This is a genomic window from Streptomyces sp. NPDC006294, assembly GCF_042870895.1.
Classification (GTDB): Bacteria; Actinomycetota; Actinomycetes; order Streptomycetales; family Streptomycetaceae; genus Streptomyces.
In genome coordinates this window covers 102,207-127,965 of the sequence record NZ_JBIAHV010000021.1, presented here as the reverse complement: position 1 = coordinate 127,965, position 25,759 = coordinate 102,207, and the positions used below count along the sequence as shown (strand labels likewise).

The 25,759-nt window shown below is 72.3% G+C and carries 25 protein-coding genes and 1 riboswitch; of the genes, 13 read left to right on the top strand and 12 right to left on the bottom strand.

Annotated elements, in window-relative coordinates:
• Positions 1-8: 8 nt before the first annotated feature.
• Entirely contained in the window at positions 9-1,730 is a 1,722-nt protein-coding gene (locus ACFYOP_RS30170; protein ID WP_388453482.1) for a DNA polymerase IV, read from the top strand.
• Positions 1,731-1,825: 95 nt separating this feature from the next.
• On the opposite strand, the gene ACFYOP_RS30165 is transcribed toward ACFYOP_RS30170, so the two are convergent.
• The gene (locus ACFYOP_RS30165) at positions 1,826-2,209 is read right to left on the bottom strand and encodes a PRC-barrel domain-containing protein (RefSeq protein ID WP_356897024.1); all 384 of its coding nucleotides are present in this window, start codon (positions 2,207-2,209) and stop codon (positions 1,826-1,828) included.
• A 114-nt stretch (positions 2,210-2,323) separates the two neighbouring features.
• Positions 2,324-2,421: riboswitch (glycine riboswitch) on the top strand.
• A 180-nt stretch (positions 2,422-2,601) separates the two neighbouring features.
• Here ACFYOP_RS30165 and gcvP point away from each other — a divergent pair.
• Positions 2,602-5,487 (top strand): aminomethyl-transferring glycine dehydrogenase, encoded by a 2,886-nt coding sequence (gene gcvP / locus ACFYOP_RS30160; RefSeq protein WP_356897022.1) that lies wholly within the window; start codon positions 2,602-2,604, stop codon positions 5,485-5,487.
• A gap of 124 nt (positions 5,488-5,611) precedes the next feature.
• On the opposite strand, the gene ACFYOP_RS30155 is transcribed toward gcvP, so the two are convergent.
• Both ACFYOP_RS30155 and ACFYOP_RS30150 read right to left on the bottom strand, forming a co-directional pair.
• A complete protein-coding gene (locus ACFYOP_RS30155) occupies positions 5,612-5,818 on the bottom strand; it encodes a DUF5999 family protein (protein ID WP_356897020.1) in 207 nt (68 codons plus the stop codon).
• 332 nt (positions 5,819-6,150) lie between these two features.
• Positions 6,151-6,741: a hypothetical protein gene (locus tag ACFYOP_RS30150; protein ID WP_356897018.1), complete on the bottom strand. Its 591-nt coding sequence runs from the start codon at positions 6,739-6,741 to the stop codon at positions 6,151-6,153.
• Between the two features lie 473 nt (positions 6,742-7,214).
• Here ACFYOP_RS30150 and ACFYOP_RS30145 point away from each other — a divergent pair, with 473 nt between their 5' ends.
• Positions 7,215-8,726: a glutamate-cysteine ligase family protein gene (locus ACFYOP_RS30145; RefSeq protein ID WP_356897016.1), complete on the top strand. Its 1,512-nt coding sequence runs from the start codon at positions 7,215-7,217 to the stop codon at positions 8,724-8,726.
• Between the two features lie 77 nt (positions 8,727-8,803).
• Complete coding sequence (locus ACFYOP_RS30140) at positions 8,804-9,604, top strand: CPBP family intramembrane glutamic endopeptidase (protein WP_388453492.1); 801 nt, start codon at positions 8,804-8,806, stop codon at positions 9,602-9,604.
• Positions 9,605-9,701: 97 nt separating this feature from the next.
• On the opposite strand, the gene ACFYOP_RS30135 is transcribed toward ACFYOP_RS30140, so the two are convergent.
• Positions 9,702-10,523 carry a PhzF family phenazine biosynthesis protein gene (locus ACFYOP_RS30135; protein WP_356897014.1) on the bottom strand — a complete coding sequence of 274 codons (822 nt, stop codon included), beginning with the start codon at positions 10,521-10,523 and terminating at the stop codon, positions 9,702-9,704.
• Positions 10,524-10,661: 138 nt separating this feature from the next.
• On the opposite strand from ACFYOP_RS30135, the gene ACFYOP_RS30130 reads away from it, so the two are divergent.
• Entirely contained in the window at positions 10,662-11,276 is a 615-nt protein-coding gene (locus tag ACFYOP_RS30130; RefSeq protein WP_356897012.1) for a PadR family transcriptional regulator, read from the top strand.
• Between the two features lie 89 nt (positions 11,277-11,365).
• Here ACFYOP_RS30130 and ACFYOP_RS30125 read toward each other — a convergent pair whose 3' ends face one another.
• Entirely contained in the window at positions 11,366-11,809 is a 444-nt protein-coding gene (locus ACFYOP_RS30125; protein WP_356897010.1) for an SRPBCC family protein, read from the bottom strand.
• 202 nt (positions 11,810-12,011) lie between these two features.
• Here ACFYOP_RS30125 and ACFYOP_RS30120 point away from each other — a divergent pair, with 202 nt between their 5' ends.
• The 3 genes from ACFYOP_RS30120 (at position 12,012) to ACFYOP_RS30110 (ending at position 14,856) form a co-directional block, all read left to right on the top strand.
• Complete coding sequence (locus ACFYOP_RS30120; RefSeq protein ID WP_356897008.1) at positions 12,012-12,617, top strand: Clp protease N-terminal domain-containing protein; 606 nt, start codon at positions 12,012-12,014, stop codon at positions 12,615-12,617.
• 31 nt (positions 12,618-12,648) lie between these two features.
• A complete protein-coding gene (locus ACFYOP_RS30115; RefSeq protein ID WP_356897006.1) occupies positions 12,649-13,659 on the top strand; it encodes an EamA family transporter in 1,011 nt (336 codons plus the stop codon).
• A 195-nt stretch (positions 13,660-13,854) separates the two neighbouring features.
• Positions 13,855-14,856, top strand: coding sequence for a DMT family transporter (locus ACFYOP_RS30110; protein WP_356897004.1), 1,002 nt, complete (start codon positions 13,855-13,857; stop codon positions 14,854-14,856).
• 49 nt (positions 14,857-14,905) lie between these two features.
• Here ACFYOP_RS30110 and ACFYOP_RS30105 read toward each other — a convergent pair whose 3' ends face one another.
• Positions 14,906-15,625 carry a pyridoxamine 5'-phosphate oxidase family protein gene (locus ACFYOP_RS30105; protein ID WP_388453472.1) on the bottom strand — a complete coding sequence of 240 codons (720 nt, stop codon included), beginning with the start codon at positions 15,623-15,625 and terminating at the stop codon, positions 14,906-14,908.
• 35 nt (positions 15,626-15,660) lie between these two features.
• Between ACFYOP_RS30105 and ACFYOP_RS30100 the strand changes: the two genes are divergently transcribed.
• Positions 15,661-16,992: an aminotransferase class I/II-fold pyridoxal phosphate-dependent enzyme gene (locus ACFYOP_RS30100; protein WP_356897000.1), complete on the top strand. Its 1,332-nt coding sequence runs from the start codon at positions 15,661-15,663 to the stop codon at positions 16,990-16,992.
• Here ACFYOP_RS30100 and ACFYOP_RS30095 read toward each other — a convergent pair.
• On the bottom strand, positions 16,983-18,008 hold the full coding sequence (locus tag ACFYOP_RS30095; protein WP_356896998.1) for a DMT family transporter: 1,026 nt from the start codon (positions 18,006-18,008) through the stop codon (positions 16,983-16,985). The genes ACFYOP_RS30100 and ACFYOP_RS30095 overlap by 10 nt on opposite strands.
• Positions 18,009-18,082: 74 nt before the next feature.
• On the opposite strand from ACFYOP_RS30095, the gene ACFYOP_RS30090 reads away from it, so the two are divergent.
• Positions 18,083-18,985, top strand: a complete 903-nt coding sequence (locus ACFYOP_RS30090) for a LysR family transcriptional regulator (RefSeq protein WP_356896996.1) — start codon at positions 18,083-18,085, stop codon at positions 18,983-18,985.
• A gap of 22 nt (positions 18,986-19,007) precedes the next feature.
• On the opposite strand, the gene ACFYOP_RS30085 is transcribed toward ACFYOP_RS30090, so the two are convergent.
• A complete protein-coding gene (locus ACFYOP_RS30085) occupies positions 19,008-19,475 on the bottom strand; it encodes a pyridoxamine 5'-phosphate oxidase family protein (RefSeq protein ID WP_356896994.1) in 468 nt (155 codons plus the stop codon).
• Between the two features lie 140 nt (positions 19,476-19,615).
• On the opposite strand from ACFYOP_RS30085, the gene ACFYOP_RS30080 reads away from it, so the two are divergent.
• Complete coding sequence (locus tag ACFYOP_RS30080; RefSeq protein ID WP_356896992.1) at positions 19,616-20,263, top strand: cysteine hydrolase; 648 nt, start codon at positions 19,616-19,618, stop codon at positions 20,261-20,263.
• Here the strand turns inward: ACFYOP_RS30080 and ACFYOP_RS30075 are convergent.
• From ACFYOP_RS30075 to ACFYOP_RS30065, 3 genes are all read right to left on the bottom strand, one after another.
• Positions 20,250-20,735, bottom strand: a complete 486-nt coding sequence (locus tag ACFYOP_RS30075) for a Rieske (2Fe-2S) protein (protein WP_356896990.1) — start codon at positions 20,733-20,735, stop codon at positions 20,250-20,252. The genes ACFYOP_RS30080 and ACFYOP_RS30075 overlap by 14 nt on opposite strands.
• Before the next feature lie 155 nt (positions 20,736-20,890).
• Positions 20,891-21,847: a sigma-70 family RNA polymerase sigma factor gene (locus ACFYOP_RS30070; protein WP_356896989.1), complete on the bottom strand. Its 957-nt coding sequence runs from the start codon at positions 21,845-21,847 to the stop codon at positions 20,891-20,893.
• A 10-nt stretch (positions 21,848-21,857) separates the two neighbouring features.
• Positions 21,858-23,069 carry an FAD-dependent oxidoreductase gene (locus ACFYOP_RS30065; RefSeq protein WP_356896987.1) on the bottom strand — a complete coding sequence of 404 codons (1,212 nt, stop codon included), beginning with the start codon at positions 23,067-23,069 and terminating at the stop codon, positions 21,858-21,860.
• Positions 23,070-23,222: 153 nt separating this feature from the next.
• Here ACFYOP_RS30065 and ACFYOP_RS30060 point away from each other — a divergent pair, with 153 nt between their 5' ends.
• Together ACFYOP_RS30060 and ACFYOP_RS30055 are read left to right on the top strand one after the other, a co-directional pair.
• On the top strand, positions 23,223-23,792 hold the full coding sequence (locus tag ACFYOP_RS30060; protein ID WP_356896985.1) for a WHG domain-containing protein: 570 nt from the start codon (positions 23,223-23,225) through the stop codon (positions 23,790-23,792).
• 114 nt (positions 23,793-23,906) lie between these two features.
• Positions 23,907-25,091, top strand: a complete 1,185-nt coding sequence (locus ACFYOP_RS30055; protein WP_356896983.1) for a GDSL-type esterase/lipase family protein — start codon at positions 23,907-23,909, stop codon at positions 25,089-25,091.
• A gap of 29 nt (positions 25,092-25,120) precedes the next feature.
• Here ACFYOP_RS30055 and ACFYOP_RS30050 read toward each other — a convergent pair whose 3' ends face one another.
• The gene (locus ACFYOP_RS30050; protein WP_356896981.1) at positions 25,121-25,609 is read right to left on the bottom strand and encodes a hypothetical protein; all 489 of its coding nucleotides are present in this window, start codon (positions 25,607-25,609) and stop codon (positions 25,121-25,123) included.
• Between the last annotated feature and the right edge of the window lie 150 nt (positions 25,610-25,759).

Below are 25,759 nucleotides of genomic sequence, written 5' to 3'. Positions count from 1 at the left end.
TCGGAGATGTGAGAACCGCGCCGACGATCCTGCATCTCGACATGGATGCCTTCTTCGCCGCCGCCGAGCAGGCGGCGAAGCCTTCGCTGCGCGGAAAGCCCGTGGTCGTCGGCGGACTCGGTCCGCGGGGTGTCGTGGCCACCGCGTCGTACGAGGCCAGACGATTCGGCGTCCACTCCGCCATGCCGATGGCGCAGGCCCGGCGACTCGCTCCGAACGCTGCGTATCTCGTGCCGCGCTTCTCCCTCTACCGCTCGGTGAGCGAGCAGGTCATGGAGCTGCTCGGGCGGCTCTCGCCGCTGGTGGAGCCGCTGAGTCTCGACGAGGCCTTCGTCGACCTGGAGGCCGGTGGAGCCGCCGACGACACTGTGTCCGCCCGCGCGACCGGTGAACGGCTGCGCGCCGACATACGAGCGGTGACGGGCCTCACCGGATCGGTCGGGCTCGCGGGCTCCAAGATGATCGCCAAGATCGCCTCCGAGCAGGCCAAGCCGGACGGTCTGGTCCTGATCGAGCCCGGCACCGAGCGTGCGCTGCTCGGCCCGATGTCGGTCCGGATCCTGCCCGGCGTGGGGCCCGCCACCGGAGAGCATCTGCGCCGCGCCGGTATGACGACGGTCGCGGACCTGGCAGGGGCGGGCGAGGACGAGCTGGTGCGGCTGCTCGGCCGGGCGCACGGGACGTCCCTGTTCCGCATGGCGCTCGGGCACGACGACCGGCCGGTGGTGGCCGAGCGGGACGCGAAGTCGGTGTCGGTGGAGGACACGTTCGACGTCGACCTGCACGACCGGGTCCGGGTGCGGATCGAGGTGGAGCGGCTCGCCGAGCGATGCGTGCAGCGGCTGCGGGCGAGCGGCCACTCCGGCCGCACCATCGTGCTCAAGGTGCGGCGCTACGACTTCTCGACGCTGACGCGCTCGGAGACGCTGCGCGGGCCGACGGACGATCCCGCGGTGGTGCGGGAGGCCGCGGGGCGGCTGCTGGAGTCGGTGGACACCACGGGCGGGGTGCGTCTGCTCGGGGTCGGCGTCACCGGGCTCGCGGACTACACACAGGAGGACCTCTTCGCGCAGGCAGCGGCGGAGGCCGGTTCCGCCGCCGTCTCAGCGGAGGACCCGGCCCCGCCGGCCGAGCCGCACGCGACCGAAGCCCTCGACCCGGGCAGCCGGGAGGAGCCGGCGGAGCGTCGCTGGGCCGCGGGCCAGGACGTGCGCCACGCGCTGTACGGACCGGGCTGGGTCCAGGGCAGCGGTGTCGGCCGGGTCACCGTGCGCTTCGAGGAACCGTGGTCGCCGCCGGGGCGGGTACGGACGTTCCGAGTGGAGGACGAGCAACTGGAGGCGGCGGATCCGCTGCCGCTGGTCGAGCCGGGTGCGGGCGGCCCGGTGGGGCAGACGCCGGTGGTCGGGCCAGAGGGTGGACCCGCCCCCGTTGTCGTGGGTGACGCCTGCGTCGGTGCCGCTGCCGGATTCGCGACAGGGCCGGAGGCCGAGGCCTGCGCCGGCCCCGCGACCGGTCCGGTCGTCGGAGCTGCGGGCAGCCCCGACGCCCTAGCCGAAGTCTCCGTCGGACCTCGTGCGAGGCCCGAGGCCGACCCCGTCGCCCCGCCCCGATCCGATACGGCGCAGTCGGCGCACGCACCCGGCGACCCCGGAGAGCCGGGTGGGGAGCCGGTTGCAGGGGCCTCGGGCCCGGGAGGCCCACCCTGCGGGCGGGCGGTGCGGGCCTGACCGGTGGGGCGGCCCCCGGACGGCGCACGGCCCCGGCGCGCCAGGTCGCGCGCCGGGGCCGGGAAGAGTGTGAGGGCGGGGCCGCGTCCCGGGGGTCAGTCCTCCTGGCCCGCGACGCGGCCGAAGGAGCGGTCGCCGGAGGCGGGGGCCGGGGACGGGGGAGGGCCGGAGAGGTCGAGGCCGTAGTGGTGGTAGAGCTGGAGTTCCTGTTCGGGCGAGAGATGACGGCCCACGCCGAAATCGGGGGCGTCCTTGATCAGTGCGCGTTCGTACGGGACACGAAGGGTGTTGTCGACGAGTTCGCTCGGCTCGAGCGGGACGAACGCGTCCCGGCTGAAGAGGCCGGTCCGCACGGCCGCCCACTCGGGGACTCCCGTGGCGTCGTCCAGATACACCTCGTCAACGGTCCCGATCTTGGTGCCGTTGCGGTCGAACGCCTTGCGGCCTATCAGGCTGCGCGGATCGATGTCGGTCTGCACGGTCCCTCCAATTGGTCGCAACTGCTCCCCAACGACTACAAAAGGCCACATCCCGGGTGTCGGCCACTCGAGCGATGGCGAGCGGACCGCGCTGGTACCCTGGCAAGCGGCTGCTGACCCTGTGCGGGAGAGTCCTCCGGTGAGAATTCCGGAGGCGCCGAAGGAGCAAATCCTCCCCGGAATCTCTCAGGCACCTGTACCGCACGGACGAGGTCACTCTGGAAAGCAGGGCGGGCGTCGGACGGCATCCGCTCTCACCGACGGTGAAAGCCGGGAGGTCGCTGAGCGACGCCCGGTGAAGCTCTCAGGTCGAGATGACAGAGGGGGAGGCCGTCCGGGCATCCGCGCCGTGATGCCCCTCGCAGGTCGCGAAGACCAGGAGGCCTCCCACCATGACCGCCAACCGTATTCCGCTCTCCCGGCTGGAGCAGGGGATCCCGTTCGAGCAGCGGCACATCGGGCCCGACGCCGGTGCCCAGGCCAAGATGCTCGCCCAAGTGGGTTACGGCTCGCTCGACGAGCTGACCGCCGCCGCCGTGCCGGACGTCATCAAGAGCGCCGAGGCACTCGACCTCCCCGACGCGCGCACCGAGGCCGAGGTCCTGGCCGAGCTGCGCATACTGGCGGACCGCAATCAGGTGCTCGCGCCCATGATCGGCCTGGGCTACTACGGGACGTTCACGCCGCCGGTCATCCTGCGCAACGTCATGGAGAACCCGGCCTGGTACACGGCGTACACGCCGTACCAGCCCGAGATCTCGCAGGGCCGGCTCGAGGCGCTGCTGAACTTCCAGACCGTCGTCGCCGACCTCACCGGGCTGCCCACCTCCGGCGCCTCGCTCCTCGACGAGGGCACCGCGGCCGCGGAGGCCATGTCGCTGGCCCGCCGCGTCGGCAAGGTGAAGAACGGCGTCTTCCTGATCGACGCCGACACCATGCCGCAGACCGTCGCCGTGATCGGGACCCGCGCCGAGCCGACCGGTGTCGAGGTCGTCACCGCGGACCTCAGCGACGGAATCCCCGCCGAGATCGCCGAGCGCGGCGTGTTCGGTGTGCTGCTGCAGTACCCGGGCGCCTCGGGCGCCGTACGGGACCTCAAGCCGGTCATCGACCAGGCGCACGAGCTCGGGGCGATCGTCACCGTCGCCGCCGACCTGCTCGCTCTCACGCTGCTCACCTCGCCCGGTGAGCTCGGCGCGGACATCGCGGTCGGCACCACCCAGCGCTTCGGCGTCCCGATGGGTTTCGGCGGCCCGCACGCCGGTTACATGGCCGTGCGCGACACGTTCGCCCGCAGCCTGCCCGGCCGCCTCGTCGGCGTCTCCGTCGACGCGGACGGCAACCGGGCCTACCGGCTGGCGCTGCAGACCCGTGAGCAGCACATCCGCCGTGAGAAGGCCACCAGCAACATCTGCACCGCCCAGGTGCTGCTCGCCGTCATGGCCGGCATGTACGCGGTCTACCACGGCCCCGAGGGGCTGCGGACCATCGCGCGGCGCACCCACCGCTACGCCGCGATCCTCGCCGAGGGACTGCGGGCCGGTGGTGTCGAGGTCGTGCACGGCTCGTACTTCGACACCGTCACCGCCCGGGTGCCCGGCAGGGCGGCCGACGTCGTCGCCGCCGCACGCGAGGGCGGGGTCAACCTGCGTCTCGTCGACGCGGACCACGTCTCCGCCGCCTGTGACGAGACCACCGGCCGTGCCCAGCTGGCCGCCGTCTGGGCCGCCTTCGGTGTCGAGGGCGACATCGAGGCCCTGGACGCGGCCGGCGTGGAGGCGCTGCCCGCGGCCCTGCTGCGCGACGACGAGTACCTCGTGCACCCCGTCTTCCACCAGCACCGCTCCGAGACCGCGATGCTCCGCTACCTGCGCAGGCTCGCCGACCGCGACTACGCGCTGGACCGCGGCATGATCCCGCTCGGCTCCTGCACGATGAAGCTGAACGCGACGACCGAGATGGAGCCGGTCACCTGGCCGGAGTTCGGCCAGATCCACCCCTTCGCCCCGGTGGAGCAGGCCCAGGGCTATCTGACCCTGATCCAGGAGCTCGAGGAGCGGCTGGCCGAGGTCACCGGCTACGACAAGGTCTCCATCCAGCCCAACGCGGGCTCCCAGGGCGAGCTGGCCGGTCTGCTCGCGGTCCGCGCGTACCACCGGGCCAACGGGGACGACCAGCGGACCGTCTGCCTCATCCCGTCCTCCGCGCACGGCACCAACGCCGCCAGCGCCGTGATGGCCGGCATGAAGGTCGTCGTCGTGAAGACGGCCGACGACGGCGAGATCGATGTCGAGGACCTGCGCGCCAAGATCGAGCAGTACCGCGACGAGCTCTCCGTGCTGATGATCACCTACCCGTCGACGCACGGGGTGTTCGAGGAGCACGTCGCCGACATCTGCGCCCAGGTGCACGACGCCGGCGGCCAGGTGTACGTCGACGGGGCCAACCTCAACGCCCTGGTCGGTCTGGCCAAGCCGGGCCGGTTCGGCGGCGACGTCTCGCACCTGAACCTGCACAAGACCTTCTGCATCCCGCACGGCGGCGGCGGCCCCGGCGTCGGCCCGGTCGGCGTGCGCGCCCACCTCGCGCCCTACCTGCCGAACCACCCGCTGCAGCCGACCGCGGGTCCGGAGACGGGCGTCGGACCGATCTCCGCCGCCCCCTGGGGCTCCGCGGGCATTCTGCCGATCTCCTGGGCGTACGTGCGTCTGATGGGCGGCGAGGGCCTCAAGCGCGCCACCCAGGTCGCCGTGCTCGCCGCCAACTACATCGCCAAGCGTCTCGAGCCGCACTACACGGTGCTCTACACCGGTCCGGCCGGGCTGGTGGCGCACGAGTGCATCGTGGATCTGCGTCCGCTCTCGAAGGCGACCGGCGTCAGCGTCGACGACATCGCCAAGCGTCTGATCGACTACGGCTTCCACGCGCCGACCATGTCCTTCCCGGTGGCCGGAACGCTGATGATCGAGCCCACCGAGAGCGAGGACCTGAACGAGCTCGACCGGTTCTGCGACACGATGATCGCGATCCGTGCCGAGATCGAGAAGGTCGCGTCGGGTGAGTGGCCCGCGGACGACAACCCGCTGCGCAACGCCCCGCACACGGCCGCCGCGCTCGGCGGCGACTGGGACCACGGCTACAGCCGTGAGGAGGCCGTCTTCCCGGCCGGGGTGAGCGCCGCAGACAAGTACTGGCCGCCGGTGCGCCGTATCGACGGCGCCTTCGGCGACCGCAACCTCGTGTGCTCCTGCCCGCCGCTGGAGGACTACGACAACTGACGCGTGCCGCACGGGGGATGCGTCGGGGGCCGGTGCGGAGAGGGATCTCCGGGCCGGCCCCTTCGTCGTACGGGCTGTGGTGCGGACGGCTGTGGTAGGACCGCCGTGCTGCTACGGGCGGTTCCTAGGCGGCCGTCATCAGCGGGCCCGCGGCGCGCGGCCGGCGCGGGGCGATGATCTGGCCGTCGGGCAGCAGTTCGCCGGTGTCCTCGAAGAGAAGGACGCCGTTGCACAGCAGGCTCCAGCCCTGCTCCGGATGGTGGGCCACGAGGCGCGCCGCCTCACGGTCTGCTGAGTCGGAGGTGGGACAGGCTGGCTGGTGCTGGCACATGGGTAGGTTCTTTCGCTGCGTTGTGGTGAGTGTCGTGCGGCTCGATGAGGTGTTCATGGCCGCCCCCCGTATCTCTCGGTTCAGTCCCAGTGTTCCCCTGCGGGCGTCGCTCCGCAGGCATTTCACGGCAGCTCTTTCTATAGATTGATGACGCATCACCCGCGCGGACGGTTCAGCTCACGGGGGCGGTCCTTTCGGGTGGTTCTCAGTGGCCTGGGGTGACTAGTCACAACGGGCCGGTGCCGATGCGCCGGTACGCCCCGCGACCGGGCGGTCGCGGGGCGTACCGGGCCGTTCTTCCCGGCGGATCGGCGGATCGGCGGGTCCTGCGGTCAGGCGGCCGGCGAGTCGAGCAGCCGGGGCGGCGCCAGGCGCAGCGTCAGGAGGGGCAGCAGTTCGGCGACCCGGTGCGGCCGGTGGGCCGCGATGCCCGGCGGCGCGGGCGCCAGGGGTACCAGGACGTCGGACGGCTGCGGCGTGCCGGCGGCCGCGTCGGCCTCCGGGTCGCGGTGCAGCCAGAGGGTGAGCATGTAGAGCTCGGGTACGGACAGCAGCCGCGGCTGGAAGGGCGATCCCATGGACTCGGCCTGGCGCAGGGCGCGTTCGGTCGAGTCGAGGTAGGGCCCTTCGAAGAAATGGGAGAAGGCCCAGCCGTCGGGCGTGAGCATCGTGTCCGCGGCGGCCACGGCACGATCGCCGCTGCGGATCAGGAAGCGCCAGCCGGTGAGCCGGGTGAGCGGGGCGGCGCCGCTCGGGGCTATCCGGTCCAGCACATGGACAGGCAGCGGCAGTTCGGCGCTCAGTGGTCCCTGGACGGACCGCAGAGCGGGGGTACGGGCCTCGGACACGGCCGTGGGTGAACCGAGTGCTGCGAGGACGCTGCGCAAGGCAGGCGCGGGGGCCGGGAGGACATGCAGCGGCATGGTGGGTCGCCTCTCACTCAGGAGACACGGTGATGCGTGAAGGTGCGGACGGCACTGTCAGCGTGCGGGACGGTGAGCGGCCGGAAGACACCGGATGCCAACTCACTGCCCTCGCGGAGTTTATACGACACGTGTTCACTTAATGTTTCCGCTAGCCGTCGTGGGTATTTCTGGCAAGGCGGAAACCGGTCCGTTCTGTACGGTCCCTGGACGGCTTTTCATGCCCTTCGGGGCTGCGGCCTGCGGGTTCGACTCCGGCGTGGTAGGCCGAATCCGGACGGTGTTTTTCACGACTCGGATACCGGAAAATGCCGACTGCGTCATGCCGGAGGAATGTGCCGACGGGGTACTGACTCCAGCCTACCGGCAGCGGTCCCTCCGCGGGGACGTTATGGATCAATGAGTCTGGGCATTATCGTCCGTGACGTGAGCGGTCCACGCCGCGTGATGCCCACTCCAGGAGGGACGCTCCGATGGGGGAGAAGGTCGAGTCGGACGGGTTCGACCTGTCCGACCGGCAACAGTACCGAAGGAAGCTGCAGCAGTGCCTGACGGGGCTGGGGCGGCTGCTGGACGAGAAGAGGTTCGACCGGCCCAGGAATCTGATGGGGCTCGAGATAGAGCTGAATCTCGCCGGCCAGGACGGCATGCCGCGGATGATGAATGCCGAGGTTCTCTCCCGTATCGCGAGTCCCGATTTCCAGACCGAGCTGGGAATGTTCAATCTGGAAGTGAACATCGTCCCGCACCGATTGGGCGGCCGGGTGCTCGACCAGCTCGCGGAGGAGTTGCATACCGGGTTGGGATATGCCGACCGGAAAGCGCAGGAGACCGGTTCCGGGATCGTGATGATCGGAATTCTTCCGACCCTCGCGCAGGAGGACCTGGTCTCCGCGGCCAACCTCTCCGACGTCGACCGCTATGTGCTGCTCAACGACCAGATCGTGGCGGCGCGTGGCGAGGCTTTCACCCTGGACATCGAGGGAGTGGAGCGGCTGACGTGCACATCGTCGTCGATCGCGCCGGAAGCGGCCTGCACCTCGGTGCAGTTGCATCTCCAGGTCACCCCCGGCCGGTTCGCGGACGTGTGGAACGCGGCGCAGGCGGTGGCGGCGGTGCAGGTGGCCCTCGGTGCCAACTCGCCGTTCCTCTTCGGCAAGGAGCTGTGGCGCGAGTCGCGGCCACCGCTCTTCCAGCAGGCCACCGACACGCGCCCGCCGGAGTTGCAGGCGCAGGGGGTCCGGCCGCGGACCTGGTTCGGCGAGCGCTGGATCGACTCCGCGTACGACCTCTTCGAGGAGAACATCCGCTACTTTCCCGCGCTGCTCCCCTTCTGCGACGACGAGGAACCGCTGCGGGTGCTCGAGGACGGCGGGGCGCCGCGGCTGAAGGAGCTGGTCCTGCACAACGGCACCATCTACCGCTGGAACCGGCCGGTGTACGAGGTCGTCGACGGCGTCCCGCACCTGCGCGTGGAGAACCGGGTGCTGCCCGCCGGCCCGACGGTGACCGACGTGATCGCCAACGCCGCGTTCTACTACGGCCTCGTCCGGGCGCTCGCCGAGGAAGCCCGGCCGGTGTGGAAGCGGCTTCCCTTCGCCGCGGCCGCCGAGAACTTCGAGGCCGCGTGCCGGCACGGCATCGACGCCGAACTCCAGTGGCCGCGCCCCGGCCGCGGCGGCGTCACACGGGTCCCCGTCGTGAAACTCGTCCGTGACGAGCTGCTGCCGCTGGCCGCGGCGGGCCTCGACGCGTGGAACGTGGCGCCCGCCGACCGGGATCTGTATCTGGGCGTGATCGAGGGGCGCTGCCGCCGCCGGATGAACGGCGCCTCCTGGCAGGCGGACACCTACCACCGCGCCCGCGAGGCGGGCCTCGAGCGGGAGGCGGCGCTGGCGGCCATGACCCGCCGCTACTGCGAGCTGATGCGCGAGGGGCAGCCCGTGCACACCTGGCCGGTCGGCTTCCCGGGGGCCGGGTCCTGAGAGGACCTGGCTGAATCCGCCGTAGGTTCGTCGGGCAAGCTGTGACGTCCGACGCGGTGGAACAACTGGAGGCTGGTGTGCAGGCGGAGGCGGGAGACGGGGCCGGACCCTGTGTGCGGGAGGCGGTTCCGCGCGGAATTCTGCGGCAGGAGACGGTACTCGTACTCGCGCTGTCACTCGGCGCCAGCGCTGTCTCCGCGCTGATCAGCTTCACCGGATCACTGACCAGGCCCGGCGGGCTCAAGGACCAGGCGGCGACGCTCAACGGTTCCTTCGCGCCGGGGCGGCCCTGGCTCGACCTCGCCTGGCAGCTCTTCGGGATCGCGACGGCGCTGGTCCCGGTCGCGCTCGTGGCGCATCTGCTCATCCGTGAGCGGGCCGGCCTACGGGCCATCGGTTTCGACCGGACCCGCCCGTGGCCGGACCTCGGCCGGGGCGCGCTGGTGGCCGCCGGCATCGGCAGCGCGGGGCTGGCCTTCTACCTCCTGGCGCGCGCCTCGGGCTTCAACCTCACCGTGGTGCCCGAGTCGCTGCCCGACGTGTGGTGGAAGTACCCGGTGCTGATCCTCTCGGCTCTCCAGAACTCGGTGCTGGAAGAGGTCATCGTCGTCGGCTACCTGCTGCGCAGGCTCGACCAGTTGGGCTGGACCCCGATGTCCGCGCTCGCCGCGAGCTCGCTGCTGCGCGGCTCGTACCACCTCTACCAGGGCATCGGCGGCTTCATCGGCAACATGGTCATGGGCGTCGTCTTCGTCCTGCTCTACCGGCGCTGGGGCCGCGTGGGACCGCTGGTGGCTGCGCACGCCCTGCTCGACATCGTCGCCTTCGTCGGTTACGGGCTGCTGGCCGGGAAGGTGGGCTGGCTGCCGACGCCGTGAGCGCCACCGGCAGCCCTGTGAGCGCCACCGGCGATCCGGCGACGAGGCCCTGCGTGAACCATGTGCTCCGAGGCTTCGGACCCGACCCGTCGCGACGTCAGGGCGCGGTGAGGAGTTCGCCGTCGATGACCGTGACCGCGCGGCCCGTCAGGAGGGTGCGGTCGCCGCGCAGGGTGGTGCGGACCAGGCCGGAGCGGGCGGAGGCCTGCAGGCCGGTGAGGTCGTCGCGGCCTAGGCGGGGCGACCAGAAGGGGGCGAGGGCCGTGTGGGCGCTGCCGGTGACGGGGTCCTCGTCGATGCCGACCCGGGGGAAGAAGCCGCGGGAGACGAAGTCGTAGCCGGCCTGGGGATCGGCCGCGGCGGCGGTCGCGATGATGCCGCGCTCCGAGTGCTCCACCAGGGCGGCGAAGTCGGGGAGCAGGCCGCGTACGGAGGCTTCGTCGGGCAGTTCGACCAGGAGGTCCCCGATGTGGGGGCCGGTGTCGTGGGCGGACAGGACCTTCGCGCCGAGTGCCTTTGACACGCCGTCCGGGACCTCGACCTGCGTCAGTGGGGCGGTCGGGAAGGCCAGGGTCAGCGTGCCGTCCTCGTGCGCGGTCGCGACGAGGGATCCGCAGCGGGCGGCGAAGCGCACGGCGCCGGTCGCCGTGCCCGTGGTGTGCAGGACATGGGCCGTGGCCAAGGTGGCGTGGCCGCACATGTCGACCTCGGTGGCGGGGGTGAACCAGCGCAGCGCCCAGTCCGCGTCGCCGCCGGCGGGCAGCGGGTGGGCGAAGGCGGTCTCGGAGAGGTTCAGCTCCGCGGCCACCTGCTGGAGCCAGGAGTCGGCGGGAAAGCCGGCGGAGTCCAGGAGCAGGACCCCCGCGGGGTTTCCGGCGAAGGGGCGGTCGGTGAAGGCGTCGACGATTCGAATCCGCATGGCGTGACCGTAGAGCGTCCGTGAAGCCGCAGGCCAAGGCCAATTCCGGGTCGCTGGACCCGATGGGGCTTGTCGATCGACCGTTCCCGATATATCGTTGAGGTATCGCGACTGATCAACGATGGAAGGAGCGTAGCGATGCGTTCATATGGAAACGGACCGGAACACGACCACGGCCGTGGTCATGGACACTGCGGGCCCGGCCATCAGGGTCGCGGCGAGCACGAGGGCCGGCGAGCCGCGTTCGGCCCGTGGGGACCACCGTTCGGCGGGCCCTTCGGTGGCGGCCGCGGGCGCGGCGGAGGCCGGGGCAGGGCGCGGCGCGGTGACGTGCGCGCCTCGATCCTGGCGCTGCTGAGGGACCGCCCGATGCACGGCTACGAGATGATCCAGGAGATCGACGAGCGCAGCGGCGGGGCCTGGAAGCCCAGCCCGGGCTCCGTCTACCCGACCCTCCAGCTGCTGGAGGACGAGGGTCTGATCGTCCCGGAGAGCGAGGGCGGCAAGAAGCTGTTCACGCTGACCGACACCGGGCGTGCCGAGGCCGAGTCGGGGCCGGAGGCTCCTTGGGAAGAGGCCGGGCGCGGCGTCGACTGGGAGAAGGTCAACGAGATCAGGCAGGCCGGCTTCGGTCTGATGGAGGCGTTCGGCCAGGTCTGGAAGACGGGCGACGCCGAGCAGCGGCAGAAGGCCGTTGCCGTCATCAACGAGGCCCGGAAGAAGCTGTATCTGATCCTCGCCGACGAGCACTGAGCGCCGCCAGGGTTTTGCGGCACGAAGGGCCCCGCGGTCATGCGGGGCCCTTCCTCCGTGCCGGGGCCGGCACCCCGCCGTGCGCGAGGTCAGGACACGAGTCCGCCGAGCTTGCGGAGCGACTCGTTGAGCGCCGCGGTCGCCGAGTCTCTGAGCTTCGCCGCCATCAGTGACACGGCCGCGCCGGTGAACTCGCCGTCGATCCGCACATCGGTCGCGCCGTCGGCCGTCGTACCCCCGGCCGGGACCAGCGAATAGCGGGTGCCCACCGTGACGGACATCGGGCCCTTGCCCCTGATGGCCAGCACCCGCTCCGGTTTCAGCTCCTCCACCGTCCAGGTCACCTCGGCCGGGAAGCCCATCAGCCTCATGTTCTCCGCGAAGGTGGCGCCCGTCTCCAGCGGCTCGGGGCCGCCCTGCGGGAAGTTGGTGTGGGTGGTGTTCCAGCGTCCGTACGAGGCGAAGTCGGTCAGCTGGGCCCAGACCTTCGCGGCCGGCGCCTCGATGCGTGCCTCCGCGCTGACTTCTGCCATGCGACCACCCCTTCGTATCGGGTTCCGGTGCCGCGGACCGTAGCGGTGAGGGCCGGAACACTCAATACTGACGGCGCGTCATTTCGAGCCGGTCTCATCCGTAAGGAGGAGGAAACGCCCGGGTGTGCCCGACTCCGGTCGGAGGGGTGAATGCTTCCCCGCGTGGACGCCCGGCCCGAGGACGTCTGATGGGGTGGGAGATGTGCAAAGCCCTGTCTTCCGGCTGCCCCGGCAGCAGCCCGCCCCCGCCCGCCCCGACATCGAAACCGTACTCACCGACGGGTTGGCCGCGGTGGTCACGGGCGCGCGCAGAAGAGCGCTGCGCGACGGCGACCGGCAGATCGACACCGCGCACCTGCTGCACTCGCTGATGGAACAGGACCCCGACGTCAGGGCGGTGTTCGGCGGTCCGGCGCAGGTCGCGCGGGTCCTCGGGTACCTCGTGCAGCGGAGTATCGGCTACGGCCTCGCCTGGCAGGGCTCCGTCGAGGACTCGGGTGCGCTGCCCGTCCTGCACGAGGGCGGCCGTCCGAGGCGCCTTCCCGCCCCCGTACCCGGCGAGCGCCGGCCCGTCGTCTCCCTGCCCGACGCGCCGGGCTGGTCGCCCTGCGCCGCGGCCGTCATGACGGGCGCGCTCGACCGGGCGCGGCGGTGCGGCAGGGGCGGGGCGGCGGGGATCGACGTGCTGGCCTGCGTCGCCGCCGATCCGGACTGCCGGGCCGCCGAGGTGCTGCGGCGCGCGGGGGTCGACACATCGCCGCTCGGCGCGCGGATCGCGGAGCTGTCTCGACATGTGTCACCGGGGTGACGGTACTGACCGGTCCTGGCATCATGTGCCGATGCAGGCGTCTCAGGGAAAGAGCGCCGGCCTGGGACTTGCCCTGGGGTCGGCCGTCGCGTTCGGTGGATCAGGCGTTGCGGCCAAGCCGCTGATCGAGGCGGGGCTCGACCCGCTCCATGTCGTATGGCTGCGGGTCGCGGGCGCCGCCCTCGTCATGGCTCCGGTGGCCTGGCGTCACCGCGCCCTGCTGCGGCGCAGGCCCGCGCTGCTGGCCGGGTTCGGGCTGCTGGCCGTGGCCGGTGTGCAGGCCTGCTACTTCGCGGCGATCTCGCGCATCCCGGTCGGGGTCGCGCTGCTCATCGAGTACCTGGCGCCCGCGCTCGTGCTCGGCTGGGTCCGGTTCGTCCAGCGCCGCCCGGTGACGCGGGCCGCGGCCGTCGGCGTCGTCCTCGCGGTCGCGGGGCTCGCGTGTGTCGTCGAGGTGTGGGCGGGACTCAGCTTCGACCTGCTCGGGCTGCTGCTGGCCCTCGGCGCCGCGTGCTGTCAGGTGGGCTACTTCGTGCTGTCCGCCCAGGGCGGCGACAGCGACGACGTCCCCGACCCGATGGGCGTCATCGCCTACGGACTCCTCATCGGCGCCGCGGTGCTCACGGTCGTCGCCCGTCCGTGGGGCATGGACTGGTCGCTGCTGGCCGGCGCCGCCGAGATGGGGGGCGCGGAGGTGCCCGCCGCGCTGCTGCTCGGTTGGATCGTGCTGATCGCCACCGTGCTCGCGTATGTCACCGGTGTCGTCTCCGTACGCCGGCTGTCGCCGCAGGTGGCCGGAGTCGTCGCCTGCCTGGAGGCGGTCATCGCGACCGTGCTGGCCTGGGTGCTGCTGCGTGAGCACCTGTCGGCGCCGCAGATCGTCGGCGGCGCGGTCGTCCTCGTCGGGGCCTTCATCGCGCAGTCCCAGGCGCCTCGGGCGCCGTCCGGGCCGGTGGCGGCGGGCGGGCCGGAACCGGTGCCCGCGGCGGCCGGTGAGGGTGCGGGCACGGGGGAGTTGTCCGGCGGCAAACGTGCCACGTAGGGTGGCGATCATGCATTCGACCGTACTTCCGCCGCCCGCCGCCTAGCGCGGGCGGACGTTCTTCTCACGAAGACCGGGCTCGGGTCGTCCCCGAGCAGGTCGGTGCTGCCCGCGTGACCGGTTCGAGCCATCAGCCGTCCGTTCTTCTTACGGAGAAGTCACGTGTCGAACTCCTCTTCAACTGCCGCTGCCGGCATGTCCGCGGACGTGTCCGCCGGGATGCCGCCCGGTACGTCCGCCGGTCTCCCCGCCGGTCTCCCCGTCGGGCGGGGACTCATCTATCTGATCTTCGCCGGGTTCGCCTGGGGGACCGCCGGCGCCGCCGCGTCCCTCGTCTTCGAGGTGAGCGAACTGGGCCCCCTCGCGCTGTCGTTCTGGCGGTGCGCCGGAGGGCTGGTGCTCCTCCTTCCCGTCCTCGCGCTGCGCGCCCGGCGGTCGGGCGGGGCCGTCGCGCCCGCCGAGCCGCGACGGCGCAGGCTCCTGCGCATCGTCGGCACCGGCGTGGGGCTGACCGTCTTCCAGAGCGCCTACTTCGCGGCCGTCGAGGCGACCGGCCTGGCCGTCGGCACCGTCGTGACGCTGGGCGCCGGGCCCGTACTCATCGCCGTCGGCGCGCGGCTGACCATGGGCGAGCGGCTGGGCCACGGCGGGATCCTGGCCGTCGCCGGGGCGCTGACCGGGCTCGGTGTGCTCGTCCTCGGCGGCGAGGGCGGTGAGGTGCGGCCGCTGGGCGTCGCACTCGCGCTGCTGTCGGCCGCCGGTTACGCGGCGATCACGCTGCTGACGCGGTGGCTCGGCCGGGACGGGGGCGGCGGGGACTCGCTGTCCACGACGGCCTGGGCCTTCGCGATCGGGTCCGTGGGGCTGCTGCCGACGGCGCTCGGCGAGGGCCTGCTGCCGCACACGGCGGACCTGGCGCGGGTCGTCTGGCTGCTGGTGTACGTCGCGGCCGTGCCGACCGCGTTGGCCTACGCGCTCTACTTCGCGGGCGCGGCCGTGGTCCGGGCGGCGACCGTCTCGGTGATCATGCTGCTGGAGCCGGTGAGCGCCGCGGTCATCGCGGTGACGCTGCTGGACGAGCGGCTGACGGCGGCCACGGTGGCGGGGACGCTGCTCCTGCTGACGGCGGTCGCGGGGCTCGCCGCGGCGGAGGCGCGGGGCGCGGCCGCCCGGAGGCGGCTGCCGGTCCCGGCCTGACGTCGACGGCCCCGCCCCGGGCGCCGAGTCCGGGGCGGGGCCGGTGCGTTCAGAGGTAGGCGGGCAGCGGGATGGCCGGCCCGAGGTCGGTGGCCGGGACAGGGGCGCCCGACGTGACGGACACGGGGACGACACCGGCCCAGTAGGGAAGCGACAGGTCCTCCGGGGCGTCGTTCGGGCCGCCGGTGCGGGTCTTGGCGGAGACCTCGGCCAGATCCAGCCGGAGCACGGCCGTCGCCGCCAGCTCCTTGGTGTCGGCGGGGCGGGAGTCCGCGGCGCGGCCGGGGATCGCGTGGTCGACCAGCGCGTCCAGCGCCGTGCGCTTCTCCTCGGCGTCCGTCACCTGCCGTGCGGTGCCGTGGACCACCACCGAGCGGTAGTTGATCGAGTGGTGGAAGGCGGAGCGCGCCAGCACCAGGCCGTCGACATGCGTCACCGTCAGGCACACCGGCAGACCCGGGTCGGCCTCGCCCGCCATCCGCAGGGGCCGCGAGCCCGTCGACCCGTGGACGTACAGCCGCTCGCCGACGCGGGCGAAGAGCGTGGGCAGGACGACCGGCGCGCCGTCGCGCACGAAGCCGAGGTGGCAGAGGTAGGCGGTGTCGAGTATCGAGTGCACCAGTTCACGGTCGTAGGACGCGCGCTCCCGGGAGCGGGTGGGGATCGTCCGCTCGGTCGGCTCGTACGAGGCTTCCGCGGTCTGAGGCTGCACAGTCTCGCCTTCTGCGGTCCGGTCTTCCGCGTGCTGAGGGTCCGTGGTCCGGGACATTGCCATCTCCATTGCACTAGTGCATAATAAGTTTTGTGCTAGGAGAGTATCGGATCGTTGGGCGGCGCGCATCGGAAATCGCCGCGAGTGTGGAGCGGGCGGTCGGGGCGGGGGAGCTCGAGCCCGGCCAACTGCTGCCGCCGATGCGGGAGTTGGCGACCGAGCTCGGCGTCAATCCGAACACCGTCGCCGCCGCCTACCGGACCCTGCGCGAGCGCGGAGTGATCGAGACGGCGGGCCGCAGAGGCAGCCGGGTGCGCCCCCGCCCGGCCAGTACGGCGCGCGGATCCATCAGGGTGGACGCGCCCCCGGGCGTACGGGACCTGGGGGAGGGCAACCCCGACATCGCGCTCCTGCCCCCGCTGGACGAGGCGCTCGCGTACGCGGCCGCGCGGTACGCGAAGGAGCCCGGCCTGTACGGGAAGGTGCCGCTGGACGCCGAGTTCGCGCGCCTCGCGCGCGCCGCCATGGACGCCGACGAAGTCCCCGCAGGGCCGCTCGCCGCCACATCCGGGGCGCTGGACGCGATCGAACGGGTCCTCGCCGCGCACCTGCGGCCGGGCGACGCGGTCGCCGTCGAGGACCCGGGCTGGGGGAGCCTGCTCGACCTGGTCTCGGCGCTCGGGCTCAAGCCCCTGCCCCTCGCACTCGACGACGAGGGCCCGCTGCCGGGAGAGATGGAGCGGGCGCTGACCGCCGGCGCCCGCGCCGTCGTCGTCACCGACCGGGCGCAGAACCCGACCGGAGCGGTGCTGAGCAGCCGCCGGGCCGGCCAACTGCGCGCCGTGCTCGGCCGGTTCCCCCGTACGCTGCTCATCGAGGACGACCACGGTCACGCCATCGTCGACCACCCGCTGCATCCTCTCGCCGGGGTGACCGAGAGCTGGGCGTTCGTGCGCTCGGTGGCCAAGGCGTACGGGCCGGATCTGCGAGTCGCCGTCCTGACGGGCGACGGCGTCACCGTCGACCGCGTGCAGGGCCGGCTCGGGCTGGGCCCCGGCTGGGTCAGCCGGCTGCTGCAGCACACCGTCGCGCACCTGTGGGCCTCCGGCGCCGTCGATCCCGTCACCGTCGCCCGGGCGTACGGTGAGCGGCGCGACGCTCTGACGGACGCGCTGGCCTTGCGTGGCGTCAAGGCCCGCGGGCGCAGTGGCATGAACGTGTGGGTGCCCGTCGAGGACGAGACGGGGGCCGTGGCGCGACTGCTCCACGCCGGCTGGGCGGTGGCCCCGGGCGCGCGCTTCCGTCTGGCGTCGCCCCCCGGCGTCCGGCTGACCGTGTCGCAACTGACGCGGGCCGACATCGAGCCGCTCGCCGACGCGGTCGCCTCGGCAGTCGGCCCGATGCCGGTCCGCAGTTACGGCTGAGTCGAGGTGGTGGCCGGTGTCCTCGCCGCCGGCTGCCTGGGCCGGCTCTGGGTCAGTGCCGCGCCCACCAGGACGATCAGCGCGCCCACCGGCGTGTTCCAGCCCAGGTGCTCGCCGAGCACCAGGACGCCCGCCGCCGTGGCGATGACCGGGATGAAGTACGTGACCATCTGGCCGGTCGTCGGTCCGACCTCGGCGACCAGCCCGTACTGGACGAGCAGGGCCAGCCCCGTGCCGAGTGCCCCGAGCGCGATCACAGCGAGCAGCGGCACCAGCGGGAACGAGGTCGGCAGCGTCGTGAACAGGGGTGTCACGACGGCCAGTTGCAGGGTCGCCACGCCGAGCTGGGCACCGGTCAGCGACAGGTGCGAGTTGCTGGAACCGGCCAGGGTGCGGCGTACGTAGATCCAGCCGATCGGGTAGCTGAGCGAGGCGAGCAGGGCCATGGCGGTGCCGCCGAAGTCCAGTCCGGAGAAGCCCTGCCAGGCGCCGAGGACGGTGAGCACCCCGAGGAACCCGATGCCGAGCCCGGCGACCCGGCGCCGGGTGGGCCGGTCCTCCGACAGCGCGACGAGGGAGAGCGCCATGCCCCACAGCGGCGAGGTGGCGTTGCAGATGCCCGCGAGGGTCGACGGGATGGTGAGCTCGGCGTAGGCGAAGAGCGAGAACGGCAGCGCGTTGAGCAGGAAGGCGGCGACGGTGAGGTGACCCCAGGTGCGCAGGCCCCTCGGCAGCCGCTCCCGGCGGAACGCCATGGCGACGGCGAGCACCGCCGTCCCGAAGAAGAGGCGGCCGAAAGTCACTTGGAACGGCGCGTACGCCCCGGTGCCGACCTTGATGAGCAGGAAGCTGAAGCCCCAGACAGCCGAGAGCAGCGCGAACCGGATACGCCAGTCGACGGCCCGCCGGCGCGGAGGGGTGGCGAGCACAGGCTCGCCGTGGCCGGAGTCCGGATCGGTCGGGGAGGCGGGAGAGGTGAGGGTGCGGGCGTCGGCCCCAGTGGCTGCGGTGCTCATGGCAACACGATGAACCGTTCTCACTTCTTAGGACAAGCGAGAATTTCTCGACTGCATCGCTTAGTGTTGCTTACATGTTGAATCTGGAGCGGCTGCGCACCCTGGACGCCCTGGCCCGGCACGGCTCGGTCAGCGCCGCCGCCGACGGGCTGCACGTCACCACCTCGGCCGTCTCCCAGCAGATGGCGAAACTCGAGCGCGAGGTCGGCCAGCAGCTCCTGGCGAAGAACGGGCGCGGTGTGCGCCTCACCGACACCGGCCGGCTCCTCGCCGACCATGCCTCGCGCATCCTCTCCCAGGTCGAGCTCGCGCAGTCCGAGATAGAGGCCCGGCGCGGACAGGTGGTGGGCGAGGTCAGGATCGCCGCGTTCCCGACCGCGGCCCGCGGACTGTTCCCGGCCGCGCTGTCCTCCCTGCGCCGCGATCACGCCGAACTGAGGGTGCTCTCCACGGAGTTGGAGCCGGAGGCGGCGGTCAGGGAGGTCATCAGGGGTGACCTCGACCTCGCCGTGGTGCTCGACTGGAGCAACAAGCGGCTGCCCGTGCCCGGCGGACTGGCGCAGGCGCATCTGCTCGACGACGTTCCCGACGTCGCCATGCCCGCGGACCACCCCCTCGCGGGCCGCGCGGAGGTCGACCTGGAGGAGTTCGCCGACGACGAGTGGGTGTCCTGGCCGCAGGGCGAGTTCTGCCACGAGTGGCTGGTGTTCACCCTGCGTTCCAAGGGTTTCGAGCCGCGGATCGCGCATCTGGCGGGCGAGCATCACACCCAACTCGCCCTGATCGCCGCCGGCCTCGGTGTCTGCGTCGCGCCACGGCTCGGGCGGGGGGCCGTCCCGGAGGGCGTCGCGCTCGTTCCCGTACGGCAGCGGATGCGCCGGCACGTCCACGCGGTGTGGCGCACGGACGCCGACCGCAGGCCGTCCATCAGGGCGGCGGTGGAGGCGCTGTGCAGGGCCGCGGAGCAGCAGGGCTGACCGTCGGGGCCGAAGCGTCGGATCAGGGGGCCGGCAGTTTGCGGAAGTCCCAGGACGCGACCGTGTCGGGGGTGAGCCGCAGCCAGGCGTGCCGGCCGTCGTGCGGCATCGCGTCGAGGCCGAAGTTCTTGGCGGCGAACAGCGCCTCGGGCACGGCCAGTTCGGGGCAGTCCTCGCCCGTGCGCGGTGTCTCGCCGACGAACACGGCCGTGCCGGACAGCTCGGCGCCGCGCAACTCCCCGTACTCCTCGCCGTCGTCGACGGCCACGGCGACCCGCGGATCCCGGCGCAGGTCGGCCCAGCGGCGGCTGCGGGTGAGGGAGTAGAGCCACAGGGACGTGCCGTCCCAGGCGAACCACAGGGCGCTGACGTGCGGGCGCCCGTCGGGCGAGACGGTGGCCACCCGGCAGGTCCGCTGTTCGGTGAGGAACGCGTCGAGTTCGCCGGGGGTCATCATGACGCGGCGGCCCCGGCGCTGGGTGGCGGTCATCTGCGGTCCTTCCGGCGCTGTCGCTGACTCACTGCCAGGACTCGTACCGGGAACAGCATGGACGCTCTTCCCTCGGTACGCAATGGCGGCTACCGTCACGCGCCTTCGCACCGGGCCGGACACGACACCGAGGGGGCACCATGCCGTCCCGTCAACAGCTGCTGGAACTGCTCGAGGCGCCCACCGTCCTGCTGACCGTCGAATGCCAGCAGGGCGTCGTCGGCAAGGACAGCGCCCTGCCGGAACTCGCCGCCCAGGCGGGCGCGTCGGGCGCGCTCCGCAACGTCGCACGGCTGGTCGGCGCCGCCCATGAGGCGGGGGTGCAGGTGCTGCACGCGGTGGCCGAGCGGCGCCCCGACGGCCGAGGGTCCAACCGGAACGCGCGGCTGTTCAGGGCTGCCGAACGGCTGCCCGTGCAGCAGCACACCGGTTCCGCGGCCGTACGCGTCGCACCGCCGATCGAGGTCGCGCCGGAGGACCTCGTCGTCGGCAGGCTGCACGGGCTCTCGCCGCTCGCCGGCACCGGCGTCGATCCGATTCTGCGCAACCTCGGCTGCCGCACCCTCGTGGTCACCGGCGTCTCGGCCAATGTGGCGGTGCCGGCCGCGGTCTTCGACGCGGTGAACCTCGGCTACACGGCGGTCGTCGTCGCGGACGCCATCGCGGGAGTGCCCGCCGAGTACACCCCCGCGATGATCCGCAACACCCTGTCGCTGGTCGCCGGCATCGCCACGACCGACGAGGTGGTGTCCTGCTGGAAAGGGCCGCGCGGGGTCACGCGAGCTTGATCGAGTCCCCCTCGACGGTGATCTGGGCGGGCGGCAGCGGCGCCGTCGCAGGACCCGCCTTGACGCTGCCGTCGGACGCGTCGAACTGGCTGTTGTGACAAGGGCAGTTGATGGTGCCGTTCGAGATGTCCTTGACCGCGCAGCCCTGGTGCGTGCACTTGGACGAGAATGCCTTGAACTCGCCCGCGACCGGCTGGGTGATCACCACGTCCCCGATGACCTTGCCGCCGCCCGCAGGGATGTCCGCGGTCCTGGCGAGCACCGTGCCGCCGGCCCCGCCCGTGCCGCCTCCCGAGGCAGCCGCGCCGGCCTCGCCGCCGCTCTCGCCGCCGGCCGGTTGCTGGGACCCGGTCTGCGCCGTGTCGTCCGAGCCGCCGCACGCGGTCAGGGCGGCGGTGAGACCGGCCCCGCCCACGGCTGCGACGACGGTGCGGCGGGCCACGGTCCGAGTGGTCCCCTTGGATCCGGTCATGCTGGCTCCCTCTCCACTGTCCGGCCTCGTGCCGGCCGGTTCGTGAAGTTGTACGCGTGCCCGGACCGCGGCGTTCAAGGTTTGACGGAATTCCCACGGGACGGACGACGCCGGGGCGCGGGTCGGGCCCTGCCCCGGTCGGAGTCCGGTCGGGCTCACCACTGGGTGATGAGCGGCGTGTCCGGTTCGTGCCGCCGCCAAGCTTCGGTGAGGCGGACGAGGCGGGCGGGCGCGGCGATGCCGCGTACGGTCGCGATCCTGCCGCCCGCGATGTCGAACGTCACGGCGCCGACGACCTGGTCACCGGGCACGAAGAGGATGGCGGGCGCGCCGTTGACGACCGCGTAGTGGACGGCGGACGGACCGCCGGCGAGTCGCTGCTTGGCGGGTGTGGATTTGAAGCCGGCCCGTGCGATGGCGGCGATGCGCTGCGGAGTGTCGTACCGCAGCAGCCTCTTGGCCAGGCCGGCGCCGTCGGAGATCGCGATCGCGTCGTCGGTCAGCAGCGACACCAGCCGCTCGGTGCGGCCCGAGGAGGCGGCGGCGAGGAATTCCTCGACGATCCTGCGGGCGGACGCCGCGTCGACTTCGCCGCCGCCGCGGCGGCGCGCGGCGGTGACGCGGTGCCGGGCCCGGTGCAGATGCTGCTGGCTCGCGGACTCGGTGATGTCGAGGATCTCGGCGATCTCGGCGTGGCCGTAGGAGAACGCCTCGCGCAGGATGTAGACGGCCCGCTCCAGGGGCGACAGGCGCTCCATGAGAGTCAGCACGGCCAGGGAGACCGATTCGCGCTGCTCGAATGTGTCGGCGGGGCCGAGCATCGGGTCGCCGTCGAGGAGCGGTTCGGGCAGCCAGGCGCCGACGGAGCGTTCGCGGCGGGCCTGCGCCGAGCGGAGCCGGTCGAGGCACAGGTTGGTGACGACCTTCGTCAGCCACGCCTCCGGCACCTTGATCGACTGCCGGTCGGCGGCCTGCCAGTGCAGGAACGCGTCCTGCACGGCGTCCTCGGCGTCGGTGGCGGAGCCCAGCAGTCGGTACGCCAGCGAGGCCAGCCGGTTCCGGCCGGCCTCGAACCGACTGGTGTCGAAGCGATCGATGTCGGTGCTGTCCACACGGACCACCCTAGGCGGCAACGCGGTTGACGGTGGAGGCATTCGGCGTGGCCGCCACCCGGAGCTTGCGCTTGGGCACGCAGAAGGTCGGGTGATTGGTGGTCCACAGCGACAACTTCAGGATGCCCGCCTTGATCCGTGCGGCCTTCCGGCCGCCCAGGTACTTCGGCTTCGCCCGCGCTTCCTCGTCGACCATCTGCAGGATCCCGTCCCGCCGGCCGAGGCTGATGTGGTTGCCCACGTACTCCAGCTTGGTGTTCGGGACCTTGCGGCCGGTCAGGCGTCCCACGATCGCGCCCGTGGCCTGCATGGCGGTGTAGCCCGCCGAGGCGCAGGACATCGGCAGCGGCCGGCCGTTGTCACCGATGGCGTGGGCGCTGTCGCCGACGGCGTAGACGTCCGGGTGCGAGACCGACCGCATGGTGCGGTCGACGACGATCCGACCGTTCTCGGTGACCTCCAGCCCGCCGGCGGCGGCGATGGTGTCGACCGCGAAGCCGGCCGTCCACACGGTCACGTCGGAGGCCAGGACGCCGCCGTCGGCGCACAGCACCCGCGTCGCTTCGACGGCTTCGACGGCGGTGTGCTCGAGGACGGTGATGCCCAGCCGGTCGCAGGCCCGGCGCAGGTGGTCGCGGGCCCCGGGGGAGAGCGGGGCGCCCAGCTCGCCGCGGGCGACCAGCGTGACCGACAGGCCGGGCCGGGCCTCGGCGATCTCGGTGGCGGTCTCGATACCGGTCAGTCCGTCGCCGACGACCAGCACGCTCTTGCCCGCGTTCGGCCCGTCCCGCTTGTCCAGGCTGTCCAGGCGCTCCCGCAGGCGCAGCGCCGAGGGCCGGCCGGCGACGTCGAAGGCGTGCTCGGCCACGCCCGGGACGCCGTGGTCGGCGACGTGGCTGCCGAGCGCGTAGAGCAGGGTGTCGTAGCCGAGTTCGCCGCCGCCGTCGGCGTCGGCCACCGCGACGACCCGGCGCTCGGGGTCGACGGCGGTGACCCGGGCCAGGCGCAGCCGTATCCCCGTGCCCGCGAAGACGTCGGCGAGCTTTTGGGCCTCGATCTCCCGGCCGGCCGCGAGCTGGTGCAGCCGCAGCCGCTCGACGAAGTCCGGCTCGGCGTTGACCACGGTGATCTCGATGTCCTCCGGGGACAGCCGGCGGGTCAGGTTCCCGGCCACGTAGGCCCCGGCGTAGCCGGCGCCGAGGACGACGATGCGGTGCTTCATGTGCAGCTCCTGTCGGTTCGCTTGCTCTCGGTGAATTGAGCGGAACAGGGTCCCGATTGCTGACAGAAATCGTGTGTGACGTGGGTCACACAGTGCTATGAGCTTTCCGGCGCGATTTGCCTAAAGGTATTAGGCTGCTGCCTAATAGATGCCATGGTGCGTGCGGGGCTGACCACGGAACGACTGGCGCGAGCGGGCGCGGAGCTGGCCGACGAGGTCGGCTTCGACCAGGTGACCGTCTCGGCGCTCGCCAGGCGCTTCGACGTCAAGGTCGCGAGTCTGTACTCGCATGTGAAGAACTCCCAGGACCTCAGGACCCGGATCGCCCTGCTCGCCCTGGAAGAACTCGCCGACCGGGCCGCCGCCGCGCTCGCCGGACGCGCCGGCAAGGACGCCCTGACGGCCTTGGCCGACGTCTACCGCGACTACGCGCACGAGCACCCGGGCCGTTACGCCGCGGCCCAGCTGCGGCTCACTCCGGAGGCGGCGGCCGCCAGTGCCGGCGGCAGACACGCACAGATGACCCGGGCGGTCCTGCGCGGATACGACCTGCCGGAGCCGGACCGGACCCATGCGGTCCGGCTGCTGGGCAGCGTCTTCCACGGCTACGTCAGCCTGGAGACGGGCGGCGCCTTCAGCCACAGCGCCCCCGACACACAGGAGACGTGGTCACGGACCCTGGACGCCCTCGACGCCCTGCTGCGCAACTGGCCCCAGGCGTGACCGGGTCCGCAGCGTACGACCTGCGCGCGCACCGGCCATGGGGGCGACGCCCGAGCAGGCGCGCACCTCGCCGGACCGCCCGCCCGATACTCCGATCAACAGGTTGAGACGACCATGCACCCCAACGGCAACTGGATCACCACACCCGTCACCGCCGACCTCCTGCGCGGCGCCCTCGAAGTGGAGCGCACCGAGCACGGTGTGCTGCCGCACCGGCTGCCGGCCCGGGCCCGCGCCCAGTGCGCCGACGCGCAACTGGCCATGGCCGAGGCCCAGCCCTCCGGCGTCCGCCTGGTGTTCCGCACCCGGGCCACCGCCGTCGAACTGGACGCCCTGCCCACCAAGCGGGTCTACGCGGGCGCCCCGGCCCGCCCGGACGGTGTGTACGACCTGCTCGTCGACGGCCGCCCGGCCGGTCAGGCCGGCGTGACCGGCGGCAACACGCTGACCATCGACATGGCCGCGGGCACCGCAGAGCACCGGCCCGGCCCGCCCGGCACCGTCCGCTTCGCCGACCTGCCCGCCGGCCCCAAGGACGTCGAGATCTGGCTGCCGCACAACGAGACCACCGAACTCGTCGCACTGCGCACCGACGCCCCCGTCGAGCCCGCGACGGACCGGGGCCGCAAAGTCTGGCTGCACCACGGCAGTTCGATCAGCCACGGCTCCGACGCCGCGAGTCCCACGACCACCTGGCCCGCTCTCGCCGCCTCACTTGGCGGCGTCGACCTGGTGAATCTGGGGTTCGGCGGCAGCGCCCTGCTCGACCCGTTCACGGCGCGCGTGCTCCGGGACACCGCCGCCGACCTGATCAGCGTCAAGATCGGCATCAACCTGGTCAACACCGACCTGATGCGCCTGCGCGCCTTCACCCCGGCCGTCCACGGCTTCCTCGACACCGTCCGCGACGGCCACCCCACCGCACCGCTGCTCGTCGTCTCGCCCATCCTGTGCCCCATCCACGAGGACACCCCCGGCCCCAGCGCCGCGGACTTCACCGCCCTCAGCGCCGGGCGGCTGCGGTTCCGGGCCACGGGCGATCCGGCGGAACGGGCGAGCGGGAAACTGACCCTGAACGTCATCCGCGACGAGCTGGCCCGGATCGTGGCCCAGCGCGCGGCCCAGGACCCGAATCTGCACTACCTCGACGGCCGCGGCCTCTACGGCGAGGCGGACTTCGCCGAAGCGCCGCTGCCCGACCAGCTCCACCCGGACGCCGCCACCCACCGCCGTATCGGCGAACGCTTCGCCGAGCTGGCCTTCACCGCGCACGGCGCTTTCGCGGACGTCGGCGCCTGAAGCCGGACCCGGCCGCGCCTTCCGTCGGGTCAGCACTCGCCGGTTTCCACCTCCACCCCGAGGGCGAGGGTCACGGACGTGTAGGCGTCGGACTCGGGCTCGGTCGGTGTGACGTGCAGGCAGTACGCGGCGTCGACGTCGTCGGTGGTGACCTCGAACAGGTCCGCCGACGTGGTCTCCTCCCCATCGCTCTGCGGCGAGACGCTCACCATCCCGAAATCGGGGCCCTCGCCGCTGTTCTCGATGGCGTCGGCTATCAACTCCTCGTAGCTTCCCCGGAACCCGCCCACGTGTTGTGCTCGCGCCTCGAGGCTCTCGGCGGCCGCGTGGACCGCGTCGTGCAGTTCGCCCTCGCTCCATGACGAACTGTCGTGCAGGGCGTACATGCCACCGCCTGCGAACAGCAGGGACCCGATGATGAGAGCCATGCCCACGGGGTTGTTCGGGTTGTACACATAGCGGCTCGTCCCCCACTTGGAGCGGACGAAGACCGGCTCGGCGTCGTGATCTTCGTTCATGGGCGGGAGCCTAGCCGCGCGCCTCGGCGGGGCACCGGGGCGGCCGGCGACGCGGGCACAGCGCGAAGCCCCGCCAACGGGGGAGTGGCAGGGCTTCGCTCAACACAGCTTAGCCCTGTCGGGCAGCCGTCGGCAGCCGAACCGGGGAGC